Source organism: Halosolutus halophilus, assembly GCF_022869805.1.
Taxonomy (GTDB): Archaea; Halobacteriota; Halobacteria; order Halobacteriales; family Natrialbaceae; genus Halosolutus; species Halosolutus halophilus.
The window spans coordinates 1652904-1671798 of record NZ_CP094974.1; the positions used below are offsets into that span (position 1 = coordinate 1652904).

Below are 18895 nucleotides of genomic sequence, written 5' to 3' on the forward strand. Positions count from 1 at the left end.
GGTGCTTCGACGGTACGACCCGTCGGTTCCCTCCTACGACGGTATCGTCTGCAAGGAGGTGTTGGACGTCCGCTCAGCGGAAATCCAGGAGACGGTCGGAACCGATATGACCGGCGATCGGCGGGGAGAAACGTCCCTCTCGGTGGTGGGCGAGACGCGAGGAGCGATTGATTTCTGTCACACCGTCGCCGGGGTCGTCTTCGAGGCCATCGCCGCGTCGTCGCACGTCGGCCTCGAGAACGCCGTCATGGAGACGTACCTCGACGTCGCCGAATCGATCGACCGTCCCGGCGAACGCTGCCTGCGACTGCTCGATAGCATCGCGACGGAACTCGACGCGCGACTCGAACCCGACGAACAGGCGTCGCTACTCGCCACGGCAGCGTCGTCCCTCCCGACCGATCCGGACGGGCGTGACGACCCCACTCCACTCGTCACCACTCTCGCAGTCCTCCAGTCCGTGGGCCTGCTCGAGTCCGCCCGAGTGACGCAATCGCCGGCCGATTTCGGTCCCGATCGGCACTCCTGGACGGTTCGACTCGACGGATGCACGTTTGCAGCGGCCGCCGAACGGCTGGTGACGCTCCCGATCGTCGTCGGGCTCTTCGCCCGTGTGTCGACGCGATCACTGGCGATCACCGAAGCCGAGCGGATCGATCGGCAGTCGCCCGCCACGTGGCGTCCGCGGATCACTGCGACGGAGGCGGATCCCCCCGCGGGCTCGTCTGCGTCCGAGAGCACGATCACACGTGACTACCCCGACGGGGACAGGGGAGGTCGACGTGGACACTATCGTGGGTGGAACGGGCACTCCTGACGGTCGGACCGCGATCGACGACCCCGTTGACGTCGTACTAGACGGACGATGACTGATCCAGAACGATCTTCGGCAGACGACGAGCGAACGACGATCCGGTCCGGCCGCAAGTTCGAACAGGAGTACCGGCTCGACGCGGACGAAGCCGGCGCGTTCCTGATCGAACTGGGTGAACGACTCCGTGACGGCGACGAGCTAACGATCGCCACCGACGAGTGGGAACTCCCGTTCGCCTTCGGGACCCCAGTCGAACTGGAAATCGAGTTCGACGGCGTTGGCGAACCGCAACTGGAGATCGAACTGGAACTCCCGGGACGAACCGACGAGACGGCCCCCGACGTTCGGTAGCCGATCGGACAGTCGAGTTGGTCCCGCCCGAGTGCGTTCTCGGCGGTCGTGAGCGCGACGGATCGTCAGGTCCCACGTCAGGTGGGTTCATCGGGGCACACGACAGACGGTCGTGTTACGCGAGTGTTTTCGAGGAGGATGGTCGGCGGCTACGGTGGTGGTGCAGTCGCCGACGGAGTTCGCCCCAGGCCGACGATCGGTGTCCGCGAATCGATCCCGAATCGCCGGCCAATCGACCCGATGTATCAGCTGTAGTGAATTATGAATCCGAACGACCGTGTCCAGCGTCGACCTTATAAACCAATAATTGCTATATCAAATCGACGGTGGAACGGGGATATTCCGCGTCGATCGATGAGGTGTAATCCCTCGTTGGAACAAACGCGGCGGACGACCGATCGTCGTCGGGGCGATCCGAGGCTTCGTTTCACCGGCAAACCGCGCTCTGCCCGGAGAAACGGGAACGTGTCTTTTTCTCCGTCCTAGACGTTCCGCGGGTTGTATGAGCGAGACACACTGGTCACGGCGGACGGCGCTCAGGTTCATCGGAGCAACGACCGCAGCCACGGGGCTGACGACCGCGGTGACGGCACAGGAGGACGACGCCGAGGACGACGCGGACGGGGAAGAGACCGACCGGTTGCCGATCATCCTCGCCGGCCGAACCGAGTACTGGTACGGTATCGCTCCCGAGGCGATCGAAGGCGAGGAGAATCCGGCGCTCGACCTGGAGGAGGGGCAGGAGTACGAACTCGTCTGGATCAACGTCGACGGCGTGAATCACGAACTGGTCGTCGAATCCGCGGACGGCGAGGAACTCGAGGCGTCCGACACGTCGGAGACGGCGGGCGAAGCCGTTTCGATGACGTTCGAAGCGAGCGAGGACGCCGCCGAGTACTACTGCGAGTTCCATCCGGAATCGATGCGCGGCGATGTCGAACTGGGGGACGGCTTCGACCTTTCCTCGAACGGAGGCGAAGACGGCGACGGGAACGAATCCGAGAGCGACGACACCGCGGACGACGAAGAGTCGGGCGGGAGCGATTCCGGGTACTGACACCCGGCGATCGTCCACGATAGCGCCGCCATTCCGCCGATTGCGTCGATGGGGGACGTCGCCGTCGGGGACCGCGATCGCTGGACCGATCGTCGACAGCGTCGCAGAGAAAACGGCTGGAGGTATAGCGGGGGTCGATGGCTTTCGCTCGCCAGCCCGGACTGGACGGTTTTTTACCCTTCGACCTCCGAGTCCCCGGCAATGACCGACACCGAGTACGACTACGAGGAACTCGGACTCGTCGCCGGGCTGGAGATCCACCAGCAACTGGATACGGCGACGAAGCTGTTCTGTAACTGTCCGACCGACCTTCGCGAGCCCGACGAGTCGACGCGTACCTTTTCACGCTACCTCCATCCCACCCGGAGCGAACTGGGCGAACTCGACGCCGCCGCCGTCGAGGAGAGCACGGTCGATCGGAAGTTCGAGTACCTCGCGTACGACACCACCTGTCTCGTCGAGGAGGACGACGAACCGCCACACCGGCTGGACGACGAGGCCCTCGAGACGGTTCTCGAGATCGCCCAGCTGATGGACATGGCCCCGGTCGATCAGGCCCACGTCATGCGCAAGATCGTCGTCGACGGCTCGAACACGTCCGGATTCCAGCGATCGACGCTGATCGCCACGGACGGCGCGATCGAGACGAGCGAGGGCTCCGTCGGGATCGAGGATCTCATGCTCGAGGAGGAGAGCGCCCAGCGGGTGACCGAAACCGAGGACGGTGTGCGCTACAGTCTCGATCGGCTCGGCATTCCGCTGGTCGAGATCGGCACCAGCCCGGACGTCTCCACGCCCGAGCAGGCGCTCGAAGCGGCCGAACGGATCGGAATGCTGCTGCGCTCGACCGGAAAGGTCAAGCGCGGACTCGGAACGATCCGCCAGGACGTCAACGTCTCGATCGAGGAGGGTGCCCGGGTCGAGATCAAGGGCGTCCAGAGTCTCGACGACATCGACGATATCGTTCGCAACGAGGTCGCCCGGCAGGTGGAACTCGTCGCGATCACCGACGAACTGGCCGATCGCGAGGCGTCTGTCGACGAGCCACAGGACGTGAGCAGCGTCTTCGAAGACACCGAGAGCGGTGTGATCAACGGCGCATTGAACTCGGGTGGCTCGGTGATGGCGGTCCCCCTGTACGAGTTCGACGGCCTCGTGGGGCGCGAAATCGCGCCCGATCGTCGCCTCGGCACCGAGTTCTCCGACCACGCGAAGCGCCACGGCGCGGGCGGGATCTTCCACACGGACGAACTGCCCGCCTACGGCGTCACGGAAGGCGAGGTCGAGGCGCTTCGCGAGGCCGTCGGTGCCGGCCCCGAGGACGCCGTCGCTATCGTCGCCGACGACACCGACACGGCCGAGACGGCGATCGACGCCGTGGCCGATCGGGCCGGGATGGCGCTCGAAGGGGTCCCCGAGGAGACCCGCGGCGCGAACGACGACGGGACGACACGCTACCTGCGTCCGCTGCCCGGTGCGGCGCGGATGTACCCCGAGACGGACGTCCCGCCGGTCGAACCGGACCCGAGCGACGTCCCGGAACCCGAGCTCCTGACCGAGAAAGTCGATCGCTACCAGCGGGAGTACGGTCTCGACGCGGGACTGGCCGAACAGGTCGCCTACGGGCAGTACATGCCGCTGTTCGAGGACGTCGTGGCCGACGGCGTCGACCCGACGCTGGCCGCGACGACGCTCGAGTCGACGCTGACCGAACTTCGCCGGGACGACGTCCCGGTGGAGAACGTGACGCGAGAGCACCTGGAGGACGTGTTTGCGATGGCCGAGGGCGGCGACCTCGCCCGAGAGGGGATCCCGGACCTGCTGCGGGCACTCGCGTCGGACCCCGACCGATCGGCCGAGAAGGCCGCGGACGCTGCGGGGCTCGGTTCGGCCGCCGAGGACGAGGTTCGCGAGGCCGTCGTCGAGGTCGTCGAACGAAACGCGGACCAGGTCGAGGACGAGGGCATGCAGGCGTTCTCGGCCCTCATGGGCGAGTGTATGGGTGCGCTCCGCGGCAAAGCCGACGGCGACCTGGTGAGCCAACTCCTGCGCGAGGAGATACAGAACCGGGCCTGATTCGACGGGACCGTCGAGTTCTACGTTTCGGTGCGGATTCAGTTTTCGGTGTGAATCCCGTTTTCGGTGCGAATCCCGTTTCTGGCGGTAGTTTTCTCGACTGTCGAGGATGGTATGACATCACGTGTCGCAAACATTTATCAGTACCAACGTTGCCGGATTACACAACCAGGTGGTCCCGATGAACCAAGAATCCGTTACAGCCGTGTGTCACGTGCGCGCACCGTTGCTCCTCGAACCGATCGATAGACAGGTCGAGACGCTGCAGGCGTGTGAGTCCGAAGGCGCGGTCGACGATCTGCTGCTTCGCAGTTGGCCCAAGGAAGTCGCGCTGAAGGAATCGAACCCCCACCAGGAGGTCCTCGAAACGTACGATCGGCTCACCGACTGGGCCGATCGACAGGGCGTGAGCGTCGAACCGCCGTTCAGACAGCGGACGACGACCTCGCAGGTGACCGGCGAGACGACGGAGTTGCTCGTCACGCCCCTGCTGTGTCTCGAGGTGTACGCCGACGACGAACTGATCGGAGTGTTCCCCCACTCGGCGGACGACGAGACGTACACCACCGACGAGGCGATCGCGACGCTCCGGACCGGGGACCTGCCGACACCACTCGAGGGCGAAACGTACATCGAGGGGACGACGCCGGGTGACTGTCCAGCCTGTGGCGGCTCGCTGGTCGACGGACAGGGGCTGTTCGCGTGTTCCGACTGTGGCTGGGTCGGGACCGTCACCGGGACAGGAGAGTACGTTTCCCACTCGGTGCCGGACGAAACCCCGGAACGCCAGATCAAGAACTGAGAAGTGACGCTCCGGTAGCAGGGTCTATCGAGCGAACAGGCGACGATCGGTGACGCGGCCCACCGGACGGCCCGTTTCTTGCATCGGACGACGCGGTTCTCACACCGGACAGATCGCTCACTCGTCGGCGACGTCGTCCGCGTACTCGGCATCGACGGTCACAGTGGTGCCGACGCGATCGACGGTGACGGTGTCGGCGTCCGATCCGAGTTCCGACTCGAGGCGATCCTCGTCGACGAGGTCGTCGGAACTGTAGTCGACGACGGACGTCGCACGGGCGCCGACGTCGTCTTCGACGATCGACAGTCGCTGGTGGATACCGGTGGAGCCGGTGAAGGCGGCGAACTCGAACGTGGGCCCGTCGGCGTCGTCCGATCGATCGTTCGAGAGCGTCTCCGCGTCGAATTCGTCGTCCGTCGTGTACAGACAGAGGGTAATCCCGTCGTCCTCGCCGGTCCGGATGAGTGACGCGAACTCGTCGTCCGTTTCGTGTTTCGGCTCGCGGTCTCCGGCCGCCGTCGCGACCGTTCGTTCGACCGCCGTGACCGGATCGAAGTCGGGATCGGTCGCGTTCGGATAGCTGAACGCGAACACCTCGTCGCTGACGCCGACGACTTCGCCGCTGTCGGGATCGGTGTACACTGCGTACGTCTCCGCGTCGGTTTCGACGTCGTAGCCGGCGTCCTCGAGATCGGTCCTGAGGTCGTCGAACGCGTAGGAACCCGCGAGCGCGTACACGCCATCGACGAAGACGAACGCTCCGGTTCCATCGTCAGTCTCGTCGTTTTCCCGATACGGATCGAAACTGGACGAATCGGCCAGTTGGCCGAGGCCGAACAGATAGTAGTTGAACGTGAAGGCAATCGGATTGCCGAGCAACGGATCGCTCGGTTCCGCGCCGTCTTCGGGACTCTCGTCGTCGCGAAGCGCGGCGATCGTTTCCTGATCGATCGCACCGTAGAAGTATCTCGACTCGTCGTTTTCGGGGAGGAGAGACGCGTACCGCGGCAGTTCGCCGTCCGATTCACCATCGTCGTCCGACGACTCGCCCCCCGGATCGGTTCCGTCGTCGCTCGACTCCGAACAGCCAGCGAGAAGTGTCGTTCCGGTCCCCACACCAAGGAGGTGCAGGACTCTCCGTCGGTGTACCTCAGTCATCCAGTAGCAGTGGAGGCTGACATCACATTACTGTGGTGGTCGTTACTGTGGTGGTCGTCACGACGTGCCGCAGTTCGTCACCACCAGCCGTGGATCCTCGTGAGAGTGAACTACCGATCGGCCGGTCGTTCGGTCGCGCGCCGCAGGAGACCGAGCAGCGTGTTCGCCTCCCGTTCGGTCAGGTCGGCACGGCCGTAGACTCGACGGAGCATGCGCATCGTCTTCTCGCGTTTCTCTTCGGGGTGGTTGATCTCGACGAGCAGGTCCGCCCACTGGTCGTAGAGTCGATCGACGGCCGGTTCGGGGGCCCGAACGCGCTCGACGTCCGGAAGCTGAGTGTCGCCGCCCAGCGTGAGCGATCGGAGTTCGTACAGCGTCACGGTCGCGGCCTGACCGAGATTGAGGACGGGATACTCGGCGCTGGCCGGGATCGAACAGATCTCGTCGATCCGGGCGAGTTCTTCGTTGGTGAGTCCGACCCGTTCGCGCCCGAAGACGAGCGCGGTCTGTGCCTCGACCCGCAGCAATCGCTCCGCGAGATCCGCAGGCGTCGAGTATGGAAAGCGGACGTGACGCCGATCGTCCTCGTTCGTCACGGCTGTACAGCCGATCGTGTGATACTCCTCGACGAGTCGATCGAAACTGATCTCGGTGGCGTTCGGAAGGACGTCGTCGCGGGCGTGCCCGGCGTACCCGTACGCATCACCCTCGGGATCGAGTTCGGGTGGATCGACGAGCAACAACTCCTCGAACCCGAAGTTCTTCATCGCTCGCGCGATCGTGCCCACGTTTCCGGGGGTCGTTGCGTCAACCACGGCGACTGCCGGAGGTGTTCGCCCGTCCGGCAACTCGCGGGTGGACTGCTCGTCAGTCATTGGTTCGTCTGTCGCGACGTCGGTCGATCTCGTTGGCTGACGACCGCACGGACTCCCTCGAACCGCTCATACGGATGCTATCGACCGTGGCGTCAAAAGTGACGTGTTCGGAGAGAGCCGTCTTCCCGCTCCGACCTACTGAGAGTCGATCGCGCTGACAGTATCTTCGCATCGGTTTTCGGAGCGTGGTCCAGCATCGGTTCCTCGGAGGATAAGAGGATCCCTAGAGGATAAGGGATAGGTTCGGGTAGTTAGAATAGGTTAGAATAGATCTAGAACTAGTATGAAAAGAACTAGTATGAAGTCATCTAGAGACGATTGAGACTAGAACTTGATCCCACTGCTTGACCGAGACGTCCTGCATTTGGAATCCCGCGTTTTGAATATCGGGATCGAGTTCGTCCCTCGTGCCAACGATCTGCCAGCGTCCGTTTGACCCGCTCGTGGGACAGCAGCCACTGGAGTGACACGGGGACACACCCCCCTCGCGTTTGTAAGTCCACATTCGTGTGGGGGTCTTCGTTGGCTACACACCTTCGTCGCGGATGTAATATCGGTCGTTCCGACGACAGATACGGCCGAAATCGACGGTTCGATCGATCACCCCCCACCCATTTGCCGTTACATCCGCGACGGGGGTGTGCGTGGGGTTCCGGTAATTCAATCGCTCGAACCCCGGTAAAGCCGGTGCTCGGATCGGACTCTCGAGACGGAGTTTCGACAGTCCGCCGCGGATTCCGTCCCGCCCGTCGGAGCCGTCGACTCCCTCGGAACGAGGCGGCACGATCGACCACTCCGGTCGACACGCCAACAGTTACATCCGCGAGGGGGGTGTCGGGGGCACGCTTCGGACGATGGGAACGATGGAGTCGCTACAGGTCCCAGTGGCCGATCCGGACGATCGGGACGAAGCGGTGATCCGGGCCGCCTTAGAAACGCGAGGTAGGCGGCCGTCCGATATACTCGTTTTACGGCACTCTTCCCGACTATCAGGGACTCTATTAGGAGATTTACACCCGCGATCGATCTCCATAGCTTTATTTCAATCCAGTTGAAACGGTCCGGGTACTGCAATGTCCGCGAACGACGATCGTGATCCACTCTTTCGGTACGACGATCCGGTCTTTGCCGACGAGCGATTGCTCGAGATCACGCATCTCCCCGGTCCGGACCGGATCGTCGGGCGCGACGACCAGATGCAACGGGTAGCGGACGCCCTGAATCCTGCGATCTTCGGGAGCGAACCCAATCACCTGTTCATCTTCGGGAAAACCGGCACCGGCAAGTCGCTCATCTCCCGGTCGGTTACCCAGCGAGTGATCACGGAAGCCCAACACGACGACGTCACGGTGAAGTACGCCTTCATCGACTGCGGGGAACAGAATACGGAAGCATCGATCGTCAAGACGATCGCCCAGATCGTCAACGAACCCGAACGGAGCGGCGTCACCGTCCCCGATCGTGGTCTCGGCACCGGCGACTACTACAAACGGCTCTGGGAGGCCGTCGACGACTGTACCGACGTCACGATCGTCATCCTGGACGAGATCGACATGCTCGAGGACGACGAAGTGCTCCGGAAACTCTCTCGTGCTGGCGAGAACCGTCGGATCTCGGACTCGAGTATCGGGATCATCGGCATTTCGAACAAGATCGACTTCCCGGATCACCTCTCCGAACGGGTCAAGTCGAGCCTCTCGCGCGACGAACTCGTCTTCTCCCCGTACGACGCGAACCAACTCGTCGAAATCCTCGAGAAACGACGGGACGCGTTCCACGACGGCGTGCTCTCCGACGACGTGATCCCGCTGACCGCCGCGCTCGCGGCCCAGGAACACGGCGACGCACGCAAGGCGATCGACATCCTCCGGAACGCCGGCCGGATCGCGAAGAAACAAACCGACACCCGGGTCACCGCCGACCACGTCCGTGACGCGAAAGAGAAGACCGAAGCCGATCGGTTCAACGAACTGATCGAGGGCTCGCCCCAGCAGGCCAAGGCGATCCTCTACTCGTTGACCTTGCTGACCGAGAACAGCAGCGAGAAGGAGTTCCCGACGAAGATCATCTACAACCAGTACAAGGAGATCGCCCGCCAACTCGACTTCGACGTGCTCTCGGAACGGCGCGTCCAGGAGATCCTCCAGGAACAGAACTTCCTCAACGTGATCCAGTCGGAACGCGAGGGTCGCGGGCGCGGGCGCGGCGCTCACGCGAAACACCGCTTGCTCGAGAATCCCTCGATCGTCAAGAAGGTGCTGTTGCGAGATTCGCGACTCGCCCCTCTCGAGGACGCGAACCCGGACGCCTGACGGTCGATCGGTAACTGCGGGCCGTGAGACGGTCCCTGTATCGCGACTCCCGGGCTCTGACCCGTATTTTCGCAGTTCGACCTGGATCCTTCTATGGCACGCTCAGGAACGGCTCGGTCCCGGGTGTGCAGCGGTGTCCACGTCGCCCAGCGTTCCGACGACGATCGTGGACAGATCGCGCACGTCGACAAGGACAGGACCCGCTCGCCGTCAGAGACACGCATTCGCCCCTGGCCGCGGCTGCCGCCCTCGACTCGTCGATTCCGGATGGCGACGGCGGAAGTGACCACCTGGGTGTACTATCACACACGTCGGAGCGACCGACGCCGGCGGAAACTCGATCGGAGAATCGTTCCCGGCGGTCCGAACGACGGACCTCGAGAGGCCGGGCGGTCCTGTCGAACTCGCGGTTAGCGGGCCGCAAACGCTGGCTGGCTACGTCGGACGGCCGGGGCTGACCGACGACCACCGCAGTCCCGTTCGCCGCAATCGCGTCTCCTTTCCGTCTCCCCTCCCCAGCGAAAGTATGAACAGCGTCGACGCGGCCGGACTGGGGATCGGTGACGAGTACCCGCCCCGGATCATGGGCGTGTTGAACGTCAGCGACGAGTCGCCCTACGATCCCAGCGTCTACGACGACCCCGGCGAGGCCGCCCAGTACGTCGACGAGGAACTGATCGGCGAGGGAGCGGACATCGTGGACGTCGGACTCGAATCCGCGAACAAGCGGTTCGACGTCCGCTCCGCCGAGGCGGAACTCGATCGCCTCTCCGTTGCCTGTGAGACGATCGAGAGCGTCTCGGGTGACGCGATCTTCTCGATCGAGACCCGGTACGCCGAGGTCGCCGAGGCGGCGCTGAATCGGGGGTTCGACATGGTCAACGACGTCGCGGGCTTCGCCGATCCGGAGATGCCGTCGGTCTGTGAGGACCACGACGCCGCCGTCGCGAAGATGGCGAGTCCGCCGGATATCGAGCGCCCGGGTGCGGTCGAGGAGACGCCGTGGGCCGACCGGAAGTCTCCAGAATGGGCCCGACAGGCCGACTACGTCGATCGGGTCTACGAGGCGCTGAAACAGAACGGACTCACCGACAAGACCATCGTCGACCCGGCGTTCGGCGGCTGGAGCGAGGCCCAGACCCTCGCGGACGATCGCGAGACGTTCAGCAGGCTCCGGGAGTTTCGCGCGCTCGGCCGGCCGATACTGGTCTCGATCAACCGGAAGAATTTCCTCGGCGAGATCGCCGATCGCGAGACCGAAGAGCGCCTGCCGGTCAGTCTGGCGGCGACTTCGATGGCGGTCGAGCGGGGCGCAGACGTGATCCGGACCCACGACGTGTCGGAGACGCGCGACGCCGCACTGATCGGCGACGCGTTCACCGAACGGGCGAGCGCGACGGCCGGCGACGTCTCGGCGACCCGACTCGACGTCCGGTCGAGGCGTGATCTCCGGCGACAGCTGGCCGAATTCGGGATCGACCCGTCGGCCGCGGACGACTGGCAGACGGAGGTCGTCGAGATCGAGGGACTCGACCCCGGGGCTCGCGATCGGCTGGCCTCGATCGCGGTCGATCGTGGCGCGGTGGTCCACGCGGGAGACCAGGATCGCGTACTGCTGCTCGGGTCGACGACGGCCGTATCGGACGTTGAAGCCCAGCTACGCGGCGAAACCGACAGTCTCGTTCGCCTACACATCACGTTGCGTGAAATGCTGCGCTAAGAGAAAGCTTATACCGGAGGCATCGAAAATAGGGAGTGGACGCCGGGCGGCCTCCCGGGTAGGGGTACTTTGGAGGCGACCCCCGGCCCACAACACGGAATTATTGTGGTGTTACACCGTTCAGTGACGACTATGGAGTACGACGAGTGGGAACCCGTCTACGAGGCGATCCGTCGCGACTTCGGCTACGATCGGGCCGGTGACGAACGCGCACGCGACGTACTCGCCGAGTTGACGGTGCCGTTCGACTTCGACTACCTCGACGCGATCCGAGACGCCACCGTCGCGATCGCGGGTGCCGGGCCGTCGATCGGGACCGATCGGGCCCGCGAACGGGCGTCGAACGCGGACGTCGTCGTGGCCGCCTCGACGGCGGTCGACGACCTCGAATCGTCGGGCGTAGCGGTCGATTACATGGTCACCGATCTCGACAAGAACCCGGAGACGGTGCGACGACTCACTCACAGCGCAACGCCGGTAGCCGTCCACGCCCACGGCGACAACGTCGCGGCCGTCAGGGCGGTCGTCCCCGACTGTGCTGAGGAGTACGTCTTGCCGACCACGCAGGTCGCACCCGCGGGACCGGTTTGCAATTTCGGGGGCTTCACTGACGGTGATCGGGCCGCCTTCCTCGCGGATCACTTCGGGGCCGATCGGCTCGTCTTCGTCGGCTGGGACCTCGACGATCCCGCGGTCGGACCGATCAAGGAGAAGAAACTCGCCTGGGCCGAACGACTCCTCTACTGGCTCGAGCAGCGACGTGGCGATCGGTTCGACGTGCTCGACGGCCGCCGCACCGCCGTCGATACGACGACGCTCCCGATCGACTGACTGCGATCCGGCGAACGACTGACTCGCGATCCGATGGATCGAGACTGGAGGGGAACGGAAGACGTGATCGACGGGGGAAGACGTGATCGACGGTGATCGGTTCTCAGCGGCGTTCGTATCGCTCCGGGTCGGTCGTCACCCGCTCGACTCGCCCGTCGCGTTCGAGCGTCCGGAGGTGGGCGGCGGCTTCACCGACCCCGAACTTGGCGTGAATCCCCGCGAGGTCGCCGAACAGGTCGCGGGCGAGTTCCCACGGTGTCATCGTCCCCGATCCGGCTGCCTCGAGCGACGACCGGGCTCGCGCCGATCGTTCCCGATGGTGGGCACGGATCTCGTCGATCCGATCGGTCTCGAGGCTCGTTCCGTGGCCGGGAAGCAGCGTTTCGGGGCGGCCCGCCAGTCGATCGATCGTCTCGCAAAACGTCGCCAGCGGATCGTACTCGGCGGACGCCCCCTCCCGCTGCGCCGAGAGCGTTCGCGTGTCGCTCCCACCCACGTTCGGCGTGTACGTCGGGAGGACCGCGTCGCCGACCAGCAGAACGTCGTCGATCGCGTACGCGGTGTGGCCGAGGGTGTGTCCGGGCGTAGACAGCGCCTCGATTCCGGCGACAGTGTCCCCGTCCGCGAGCCGTTCGACGGGGACGGCGTCCGGCATCGATGACGGGGTATCCTCCTCGATGACGTCGTCGACGATGGTGTCCGGAACGCCCAGTCGGCGCATCGTCTCGGCGTCGCGTTCGAGTCGGCGCTCGCGTTCGACCGCGTAGTCGGCGACCAGCGGCGCGTCGCTCGCCCCCATCGCGATCGTCGCGTCGGCCGTCCGCGCGAGTCGCGGTCCGAGACCGGCGTGATCGACGTGCCAGTGCGTGACGAGGACGTATTCGAGATCGGTAGGATCGACGCCGACCCGATCGAACCCCTCGCGGAGGTCCGCCCAGGCGTCGTCGGTCGGCGGTCCGGGATCGACGATCGCTCGGTCGGCGACGACGTAGGCGCTGTTGGTTCCCTCGGGCGAACCGTCCCCGATCGCGATCCGATCGACGCTCGCGGCGGTCTCGACGCCGGTCATTACTCGTCGGTGTGCCGTCGAGAACCGTCAGTCCGCCGGTTCGGTGCCCACACTCGGTTGGCAGTCGATCTGGGGCCGATCGAATCGGCAGCGGAACGAGAACGACAGTACCGACGAACGGATCGTCGACTACCGCTGGGCTTCGGGCGCGAACGCCTCGATCGTCGATTCGATCTCCTCGCGCGAGGCGCCGCGCGGGAAGCCGATCGCCACGTCGTCGACGCCCTCGATCGACTCGAACTTGCGGAGTTCTTCGCGGGCGCGCTCGGGCGTACCTGCGGCACCGAGGTCGTCGAGGAGGTCGTCGGAGATGGCCGCGAGAGCGTCCTCCTGATCGCCGCTGGCCCACGCGGCGGCGATCTCGTGGGCCTCGTCCTCGTAGCCCTGTCGCGAGAGCGATTCGCGGTAGTAGGTGCCCATCGCACCGACGTAGAAGGCGAGGTGCTGGCGAGCGAGTTCGCGCGCGCGGTCGCCGTCCTCGAGGGCACAACCGGTCATCGAGAGCGTCACCCGAACGTCGTCGGGGTCGCGATCGCCGAGTTCCATCCCGCGGCGCAGGTCCTCCAGCCGTTCCTCGAGTCCCTCGGGCGTGAAGACGGTTGCGTGCCAGCCGTCGGCGAATCGACCGGCGAGTTCGACGGACTTCGGCCCCATCCCCGCGGCGTCGATCGGGACGGACGCTTCGGGTGGGTCACAGCGAAGGCGGAAGCCGGCCAGCGAGAAGATGTCGCCGTCGTAGTTCAGCGTCTCTCCGGACATGACTTTGCGAACGATCTCTATGTACTCGCGGGTCCGCCGGAGCGGCCGATCGAAGTCGACGCCGTGCCAGCCCTCGATGACGGCCGGGCCGCTGGGGGCGATCCCCATCCGTAGGCGGCCGTCTGCGACCTCCTGGAGCGTGGTGGCGGTCTGGCCGAGGAGAGCGGGCGATCGCGAGTAGACGTTGACGATGCTCGGTCCGAGACCGATCTCGTCGGTTTCCCGGGCGATGTCCGTGAGGACGGTGACGGCATCCCGGCCCCACGTCTCGGGGAGCCAGGCGTACTCGTAGCCGTGGTCCTCGCCGCGCTGTGCGAGGGCGGTGAGTGATTCGACGCGAGGCTGTGCTGCGACTGGCAGGTGTAGGCTTCGATCTGGCATGGACGATCACACTGTGTCGAACCGCGACGGTCGGTCTCACACGAGCGCCGATGAACGGTATCGCGGGCTGTTCGACGATCGATCGGACGTTGCGAACACCCGGCGGGCCCGGTGGAGCAGTCGCGTCACCGGACCCTCCCCGCCCGAACCGTGCGAGAGGTTCCCGCTCGAAGACACTCAACCAACGCTCTTAAAGTTGTCTGATACGTCGCCGCGACGGCGAGAGCCGCGCAGGGCTAAAAGAGCGCGTCGAGTTCGCCATCGGTGTCCATCAGCGTCTCGAAGTCCTCCTGGGCGCTGGCACGGACCTGTTCGGTCGTCTCCTGGGCCTCGATCGCGACCTGCTGAAGCTGGTCGACTCGCGGAACGTCCGTAACGCCCGAGAGGAGCACGATCGCGCCGACTTCGTTCCGATCGGGGATCGGGAAGTCGCCGCCGCGGATCTCCATGCTCCCGGTCTCGTCCTCGAGCCACTGGCGACCGCGCTCGACGCCCTTGCGGTTCAGGTACTCGGGCGGTCCGGTGGCCACGACGAGTCCACGATCGGCACTCGCGACGTCGCACGGCAGGGTGAGTCGGCCGAGCGTCGCCTTCCGAATGAGACTGGTCATCCGGTTGACCGACTCGCCCTCGTCGAAGCCACTGCTGCCGGTGAACGAGGAGAGGAGTCCGTCGTCCGCGACGGTTTCGCTGGCGTACCCGATCGTCGAGACCCCGTTCGAGAGGGTGTTGATGATCTCGGAGGAGTCGACGACGCTCTCTGCCACGTGATCGCCCTGCTCGATCTCGCCGGCAGCGAACAGCAGTCCGAACCGTTCGACGATCTCCTCGTTGATCCGATCGTAGCCGCTCTCGACCGATTCGCCGGCACTTCGCCAGACGTCGTTGTCGAAGACCAGCAGGTTGTCGGCTTCGTGGACGAACGTCTGGAACGATCGGGCCGCGTTGAGGGTGTAGATGCCGCCCTCGTCAGTGCCGGGCAGGATGCCGAGACCGTAGACGGGCTGGGTGTAGATCCGTTTGAGGTGTTTCGCAAGCACGGGCGCGCCGCCCGATCCCGTCCCGCCGCCCATGCCGGCGACGATCAGGAACGCGTCGATTTCGTGGACGGGGATCCGATCGATCGCGTGCTGGATCTCGTCGATGTCTTCCTCGGCGACCTGCGAGCCGAGTTCGTTGTCGGCACCGACGCCGTGGCCCTTCACGCGGGCCTGGCCGATGAGTACGCGATTCCGCCGTGACACGTGCTCGAGGCCCTGTAGATCGGTCGTCGCGGAGTTGATTGCGATCGCCGATTCGACGAAACCGCCGTCGATGCTGCTGTCGAACGCCAGGAACTCGTCGACGACCTTCCCGCCTGCTTGACCGAACCCGATGAGTGCGAGTTTCATAGCTGTCTTCCGTGGCCGTCCACTCAGCCGGTCGATCGGCGGGGGCCGATCTCGGTTGCCGGCCTGTGAACGGGTACCACACCTGTGTCGTCGCCAGTGAGAGGTATTGTTAATGCGATCATATACTGTTAGAAAAGACTGTCTTCTACTCTATAGATTCTTCAAAAACCGAAATTCATGCGATAGTTATTGTAGCCGGCTCTCGATGGTCCGGTTTCTATTGTAGCCGGTCCTCGAGGGTCTGGTTTCGATTCCAGCGCAGGATCGGTGCCGAAGACGGCCCTTCCGTGTCACCCGTTCGACGGTCAGGTTTCGGGACGCGACGGAGGCACGACCGTGACGTCGAAGCCCGTGAGTCCCCGCGGTTCCACGCGTCGATTCCTGCTCGAGACGTCGGTTCGGACACCTCCTCGAACTGTCGTCTCGAGAGTAAGTCCTATACTCCGTGGTGGCCTACCGACAGCTACATGGACGACGGAGGGCCGCCGTTGACGCGACGAGAGCTGGTCGCAGGTGCGGGTATCACAGGAGCCAGTTCCCTCGCCGGGTGTACGGAACGCCTCTGGTCCCAGGCGGAAAACAACGGCCCAAAACAGGTGTCGCTCTCGATCAAGACGGTCCCGGCCGACGACGACGTCGTCGCAGCCAAAATCCTGAGCCAGCTCCGGGAGAACTTCCGCGCGGCTGGAATCGACGCGACGCACGAACCGGTCGCGGAGGCGGATCTCTACCGCGACGTGCTCTTGCAGGAGAACTACGACGTGTTCGTCCTCAGACACTCCGGGCTCGACGAGTACGACGCCGTTCGTGGCCTGTTGCACTCCCGGTTCGTCAGCGAACGAGGGTGGCAGAACCCGTTCAACTACTCCGACGTGACGGCCGACGAACACCTGGAGACCCAGCGACGGACCGACGAATCGAAGCGGACCGAGACGCTCCGGGAGCTATTCGAGTACCTCGAAACTACGGCACCGTACACCGTCGTGGCGTACCCGTATCAGTTCGGGGGCAGCCGACGGTCGCTCGACGTGTCGCGTCCTCCCCGGCGTCTCGTCGATTACGTCGACATCATGAGCCGCGAGGGCAACGACTGGGTCGACGATCGACCGCTCGAGGTGGGCGTCTACGGCGAGGGACTCACCCAGCGGTTGAATCCGATCGTCGTCGATCGAAACCGGATCGAGGGCCTGCTGGAACTGTTGTACGACCCCCTCGTGCGTCGGCTAGACGACGAGATCGTTCCGTGGCTGGCAGATTCGATCGACTGGGATGAAACGGAACGACTGGAAGCGGAGGTCAGGCTCCGTGACGGCCTGCTGTGGCACGACGGGACCGACCTCGATGCGGAGGACGTGGCGTTTACGATCGAGTTTCTCACGGATACGTCACAGGGCGAGGTCGACAGCGGCGTGCCAGCACCCCGATATCGGGGCCGAGTGACGCTCGTCGACGACGTCACGGTCGTCGACACGCGGACTGTCCGCTTCTCGTTCGGTGATACCGTCCGTCCAGTCGCCACCCGCGTCTTTACCGTTCCCGTGTTGCCGGAACACGTCTGGGACGACCGATCGACGGTCGTCGCGGATCGACGGACGGAGGCCCTCGTGACGGACAATGAGGGCCCGATCGGATCCGGACTGTTTAGCTTCGAGGAGTCGACAGCCGACACCGAAATCGTCCTCGACTCGTTCGACGACCACGTCTTCCGGCGGACGACGGCCGATCGACCGGACCTGTTCGAGAACTTCTCCCAGTTCGACGGGATCCGGTTCCAGATCGCCCCGAACCCGGGTGCGATGATCGAGACGCTCGTCGACGGCGAAATCGACGTTACTGTTGGCGACGTCCCGACAGATCAAGCCGACACCATCAGGGCCGCATCAGACGTCTCGGCGATAACCGGGCGTACCGACGCGTTCTACATGATCGGATACAACGTCCAACACCCCCAGCTCAGCAATCCACACTTCCGGCGGATCCTGTCGCGACTGATCGATCGGGAGCACACTGTCACGGAATTTTTCGACGGAATGGCCGAACCTGCGACTACGTACAGTTCGCTGTTCGGCTTCCCCGACGAGGATCTTGAGTACGAGGAGTCGCCCAGTACGGTTGTCTTTCCCGGCACCGACGGCGAACTCTCGATCCCTCGCGTTCGATCGCTGTTCGCGGACGTGGGATACCGCTACGAGAACGACCAACTGCTCGAGTGACGGGGAGCGGCTGTCCACGGCTTCGCCCGTTGCCAGAGGCTACGCCGGGTGCCCCCGTTGCCAGAGGCCGTAGATGCCGGCCGTCGTGGCCGCGGTGAGTCGATCGCGACGACAGCCGTCGAAGCGGCGGGCGGACAACCGGTCGCTATTAATGGCGTCCGGCGTGTAGTGAAGCCCGAATCCCCGATGGCGCTGATCGGAGTCGTCCTCGAACTCGCCCTCGTCGTTACGACGATGCTCGTAACCGCGACGCTGGTCATCGTCGGTCCACGTCGGCTCGTGGCAGCACTGCGTGAGTTCCGGTGGCGGATGGAGGCGTGTGCGCTCCCGCTCGTCGCGCTCGCCGTCGTATTGTTCGTCCGGTGGTCGACACGCGACGTCTTCCAGCGACTCGAGCGGCGAGTCCTCGGGACCAACATCACGCCGTACCTGTTCGACCTCGAGCGAACGGTGTTCGGGACGAATCCGGTGGCGGTCCTCCAGTCGTTCCAGGCCGAACCGCTCACGTCCTTTTTCGTCTTCAGCTACATCTACGGCTACGCGTTCTTGCTCCTGTTCCCGTTGATCGCGTACTTCGCGCTCGACGAGATGAACTCCCTGTCGACGCTAGTGCTCGCCTTTACCGCCAACTACGCGATCGGGCTGGTGTGTTACGTCCTGTTCATCGCCTACGGGCCACGGAACCTCGATCCGCTGTTGTTCGACGGACTGCTCTACGAGTCGTTTCCGCAGGCCAGACTCCTCACGAATCAGGTCAACCAGAGCACCAACGTCTTCCCCTCGCTGCATACCTCGCTCTCGATGACGGTGTTTTTCGTCGCGTGGCTCACCCGCGAGAAGTACCCGCTCTGGGTCCCGATCGCCGGATTCTTCGCGATCAGCGTCGCCCTGTCGACGATGTATCTCGGGATCCACTGGTTCTCGGACGTGGTTGCGGGGACGGCCCTCGCGCTCATCAGCGTCTACATCGGCCACAACTACACCGTCGAGGAAATCCTCGCGTCGGTACGGGCGTTCCTCGTGACGCCGTTCGAAACGGGTGGCAAACTCGACAGGTGAGCCGCCACACCCGCCAGTCGGACGTCC

The 18895-nt window shown here is 64.6% G+C and carries 15 protein-coding genes; 10 read left to right on the forward strand and 5 right to left on the reverse strand.

Going from position 1 to position 18895, the window contains the following annotated elements; all coding sequences use genetic code 11:
* Position 1 precedes the first annotated feature (1 nt).
* From MUG98_RS08100 to MUG98_RS08120, 5 genes are all read left to right on the forward strand, one after another.
* The gene (locus tag MUG98_RS08100; protein ID WP_265111631.1) at positions 2-817 is read left to right on the forward strand and encodes a DUF7551 domain-containing protein; all 816 of its coding nucleotides are present in this window, start codon (positions 2-4) and stop codon (positions 815-817) included.
* A 48-nt stretch (positions 818-865) separates the two neighbouring features.
* Positions 866-1165: an amphi-Trp domain-containing protein gene (locus tag MUG98_RS08105; protein WP_265111632.1), complete on the forward strand. Its 300-nt coding sequence runs from the start codon at positions 866-868 to the stop codon at positions 1163-1165.
* A 502-nt stretch (positions 1166-1667) separates the two neighbouring features.
* Complete coding sequence (locus tag MUG98_RS08110; RefSeq protein WP_265111633.1) at positions 1668-2222, forward strand: cupredoxin domain-containing protein; 555 nt, start codon at positions 1668-1670, stop codon at positions 2220-2222.
* A gap of 201 nt (positions 2223-2423) precedes the next feature.
* Positions 2424-4298: a Glu-tRNA(Gln) amidotransferase subunit GatE gene (gatE, locus tag MUG98_RS08115; protein ID WP_265111634.1), complete on the forward strand. Its 1875-nt coding sequence runs from the start codon at positions 2424-2426 to the stop codon at positions 4296-4298.
* 181 nt (positions 4299-4479) lie between these two features.
* The gene (locus MUG98_RS08120) at positions 4480-5100 is read left to right on the forward strand and encodes an HTH domain-containing protein (protein ID WP_265111635.1); all 621 of its coding nucleotides are present in this window, start codon (positions 4480-4482) and stop codon (positions 5098-5100) included.
* A gap of 117 nt (positions 5101-5217) precedes the next feature.
* Here MUG98_RS08120 and MUG98_RS08125 read toward each other — a convergent pair whose 3' ends face one another.
* The gene (locus MUG98_RS08125) at positions 5218-6258 is read right to left on the reverse strand and encodes a hypothetical protein (protein WP_265111636.1); all 1041 of its coding nucleotides are present in this window, start codon (positions 6256-6258) and stop codon (positions 5218-5220) included.
* A gap of 110 nt (positions 6259-6368) precedes the next feature.
* Positions 6369-7133 carry an RNA methyltransferase gene (locus MUG98_RS08130; protein ID WP_265111637.1) on the reverse strand — a complete coding sequence of 255 codons (765 nt, stop codon included), beginning with the start codon at positions 7131-7133 and terminating at the stop codon, positions 6369-6371.
* Positions 7134-8206: 1073 nt separating this feature from the next.
* On the opposite strand from MUG98_RS08130, the gene MUG98_RS08135 reads away from it, so the two are divergent.
* From MUG98_RS08135 to MUG98_RS08145, 3 genes are all read left to right on the forward strand, one after another.
* A complete protein-coding gene (locus MUG98_RS08135; RefSeq protein WP_265111638.1) occupies positions 8207-9445 on the forward strand; it encodes a Cdc6/Cdc18 family protein in 1239 nt (412 codons plus the stop codon).
* 526 nt (positions 9446-9971) lie between these two features.
* The gene (gene folP, locus MUG98_RS08140; protein ID WP_265111639.1) at positions 9972-11165 is read left to right on the forward strand and encodes a dihydropteroate synthase; all 1194 of its coding nucleotides are present in this window, start codon (positions 9972-9974) and stop codon (positions 11163-11165) included.
* Positions 11166-11297: 132 nt separating this feature from the next.
* Positions 11298-11996: a 6-hydroxymethylpterin diphosphokinase MptE-like protein gene (locus MUG98_RS08145; protein WP_265111640.1), complete on the forward strand. Its 699-nt coding sequence runs from the start codon at positions 11298-11300 to the stop codon at positions 11994-11996.
* A gap of 103 nt (positions 11997-12099) precedes the next feature.
* Here the strand turns inward: MUG98_RS08145 and MUG98_RS08150 are convergent, their stop codons facing one another.
* The 3 genes from MUG98_RS08150 to MUG98_RS08160 form a co-directional block, all read right to left on the reverse strand.
* On the reverse strand, positions 12100-13065 hold the full coding sequence (locus MUG98_RS08150; RefSeq protein ID WP_265111641.1) for an MBL fold metallo-hydrolase: 966 nt from the start codon (positions 13063-13065) through the stop codon (positions 12100-12102).
* A gap of 129 nt (positions 13066-13194) precedes the next feature.
* Positions 13195-14205 (reverse strand): TIGR04024 family LLM class F420-dependent oxidoreductase, encoded by a 1011-nt coding sequence (locus MUG98_RS08155; protein WP_265111642.1) that lies wholly within the window; start codon positions 14203-14205, stop codon positions 13195-13197.
* 236 nt (positions 14206-14441) lie between these two features.
* On the reverse strand, positions 14442-15596 hold the full coding sequence (locus tag MUG98_RS08160; RefSeq protein WP_265111643.1) for a tubulin/FtsZ family protein: 1155 nt from the start codon (positions 15594-15596) through the stop codon (positions 14442-14444).
* A 467-nt stretch (positions 15597-16063) separates the two neighbouring features.
* Between MUG98_RS08160 and MUG98_RS08165 the strand changes: the two genes are divergently transcribed.
* Both MUG98_RS08165 and MUG98_RS08170 read left to right on the forward strand, forming a co-directional pair.
* Positions 16064-17809, forward strand: coding sequence for an ABC transporter substrate-binding protein (locus MUG98_RS08165; protein WP_265111644.1), 1746 nt, complete (start codon positions 16064-16066; stop codon positions 17807-17809).
* Positions 17810-17995: 186 nt separating this feature from the next.
* Positions 17996-18868 (forward strand): phosphatase PAP2 family protein, encoded by an 873-nt coding sequence (locus MUG98_RS08170; RefSeq protein WP_265112430.1) that lies wholly within the window; start codon positions 17996-17998, stop codon positions 18866-18868.
* Positions 18869-18895 lie beyond the last annotated feature (27 nt).

What these genes read in the sequence shown, in the direction of transcription:
- MUG98_RS08165 (WP_265111644.1), top strand. Translation starts at nt 16,064, where the DNA reads ATGGACGACGGAGGGCCGCCGTTGACGCGACGAGAGCTGGTCGCAGGT.
- MUG98_RS08130 (WP_265111637.1), bottom strand. Translation starts at nt 7,133, where the DNA reads ATGACTGACGAGCAGTCCACCCGCGAGTTGCCGGACGGGCGAACACCT.
- MUG98_RS08125 (WP_265111636.1), bottom strand. Translation starts at nt 6,258, where the DNA reads ATGACTGAGGTACACCGACGGAGAGTCCTGCACCTCCTTGGTGTGGGG.
- MUG98_RS08135 (WP_265111638.1), top strand. Translation starts at nt 8,207, where the DNA reads ATGTCCGCGAACGACGATCGTGATCCACTCTTTCGGTACGACGATCCG.
- MUG98_RS08110 (WP_265111633.1), top strand. Translation starts at nt 1,668, where the DNA reads ATGAGCGAGACACACTGGTCACGGCGGACGGCGCTCAGGTTCATCGGA.
- MUG98_RS08105 (WP_265111632.1), top strand. Translation starts at nt 866, where the DNA reads ATGACTGATCCAGAACGATCTTCGGCAGACGACGAGCGAACGACGATC.
- gatE (WP_265111634.1), top strand. Translation starts at nt 2,424, where the DNA reads ATGACCGACACCGAGTACGACTACGAGGAACTCGGACTCGTCGCCGGG.
- MUG98_RS08170 (WP_265112430.1), top strand. Translation starts at nt 17,996, where the DNA reads ATGGCGCTGATCGGAGTCGTCCTCGAACTCGCCCTCGTCGTTACGACG.
- MUG98_RS08150 (WP_265111641.1), bottom strand. Translation starts at nt 13,065, where the DNA reads ATGACCGGCGTCGAGACCGCCGCGAGCGTCGATCGGATCGCGATCGGG.
- MUG98_RS08155 (WP_265111642.1), bottom strand. Translation starts at nt 14,205, where the DNA reads ATGCCAGATCGAAGCCTACACCTGCCAGTCGCAGCACAGCCTCGCGTC.
- MUG98_RS08145 (WP_265111640.1), top strand. Translation starts at nt 11,298, where the DNA reads ATGGAGTACGACGAGTGGGAACCCGTCTACGAGGCGATCCGTCGCGAC.
- MUG98_RS08120 (WP_265111635.1), top strand. Translation starts at nt 4,480, where the DNA reads ATGAACCAAGAATCCGTTACAGCCGTGTGTCACGTGCGCGCACCGTTG.
- folP (WP_265111639.1), top strand. Translation starts at nt 9,972, where the DNA reads ATGAACAGCGTCGACGCGGCCGGACTGGGGATCGGTGACGAGTACCCG.
- MUG98_RS08160 (WP_265111643.1), bottom strand. Translation starts at nt 15,596, where the DNA reads ATGAAACTCGCACTCATCGGGTTCGGTCAAGCAGGCGGGAAGGTCGTC.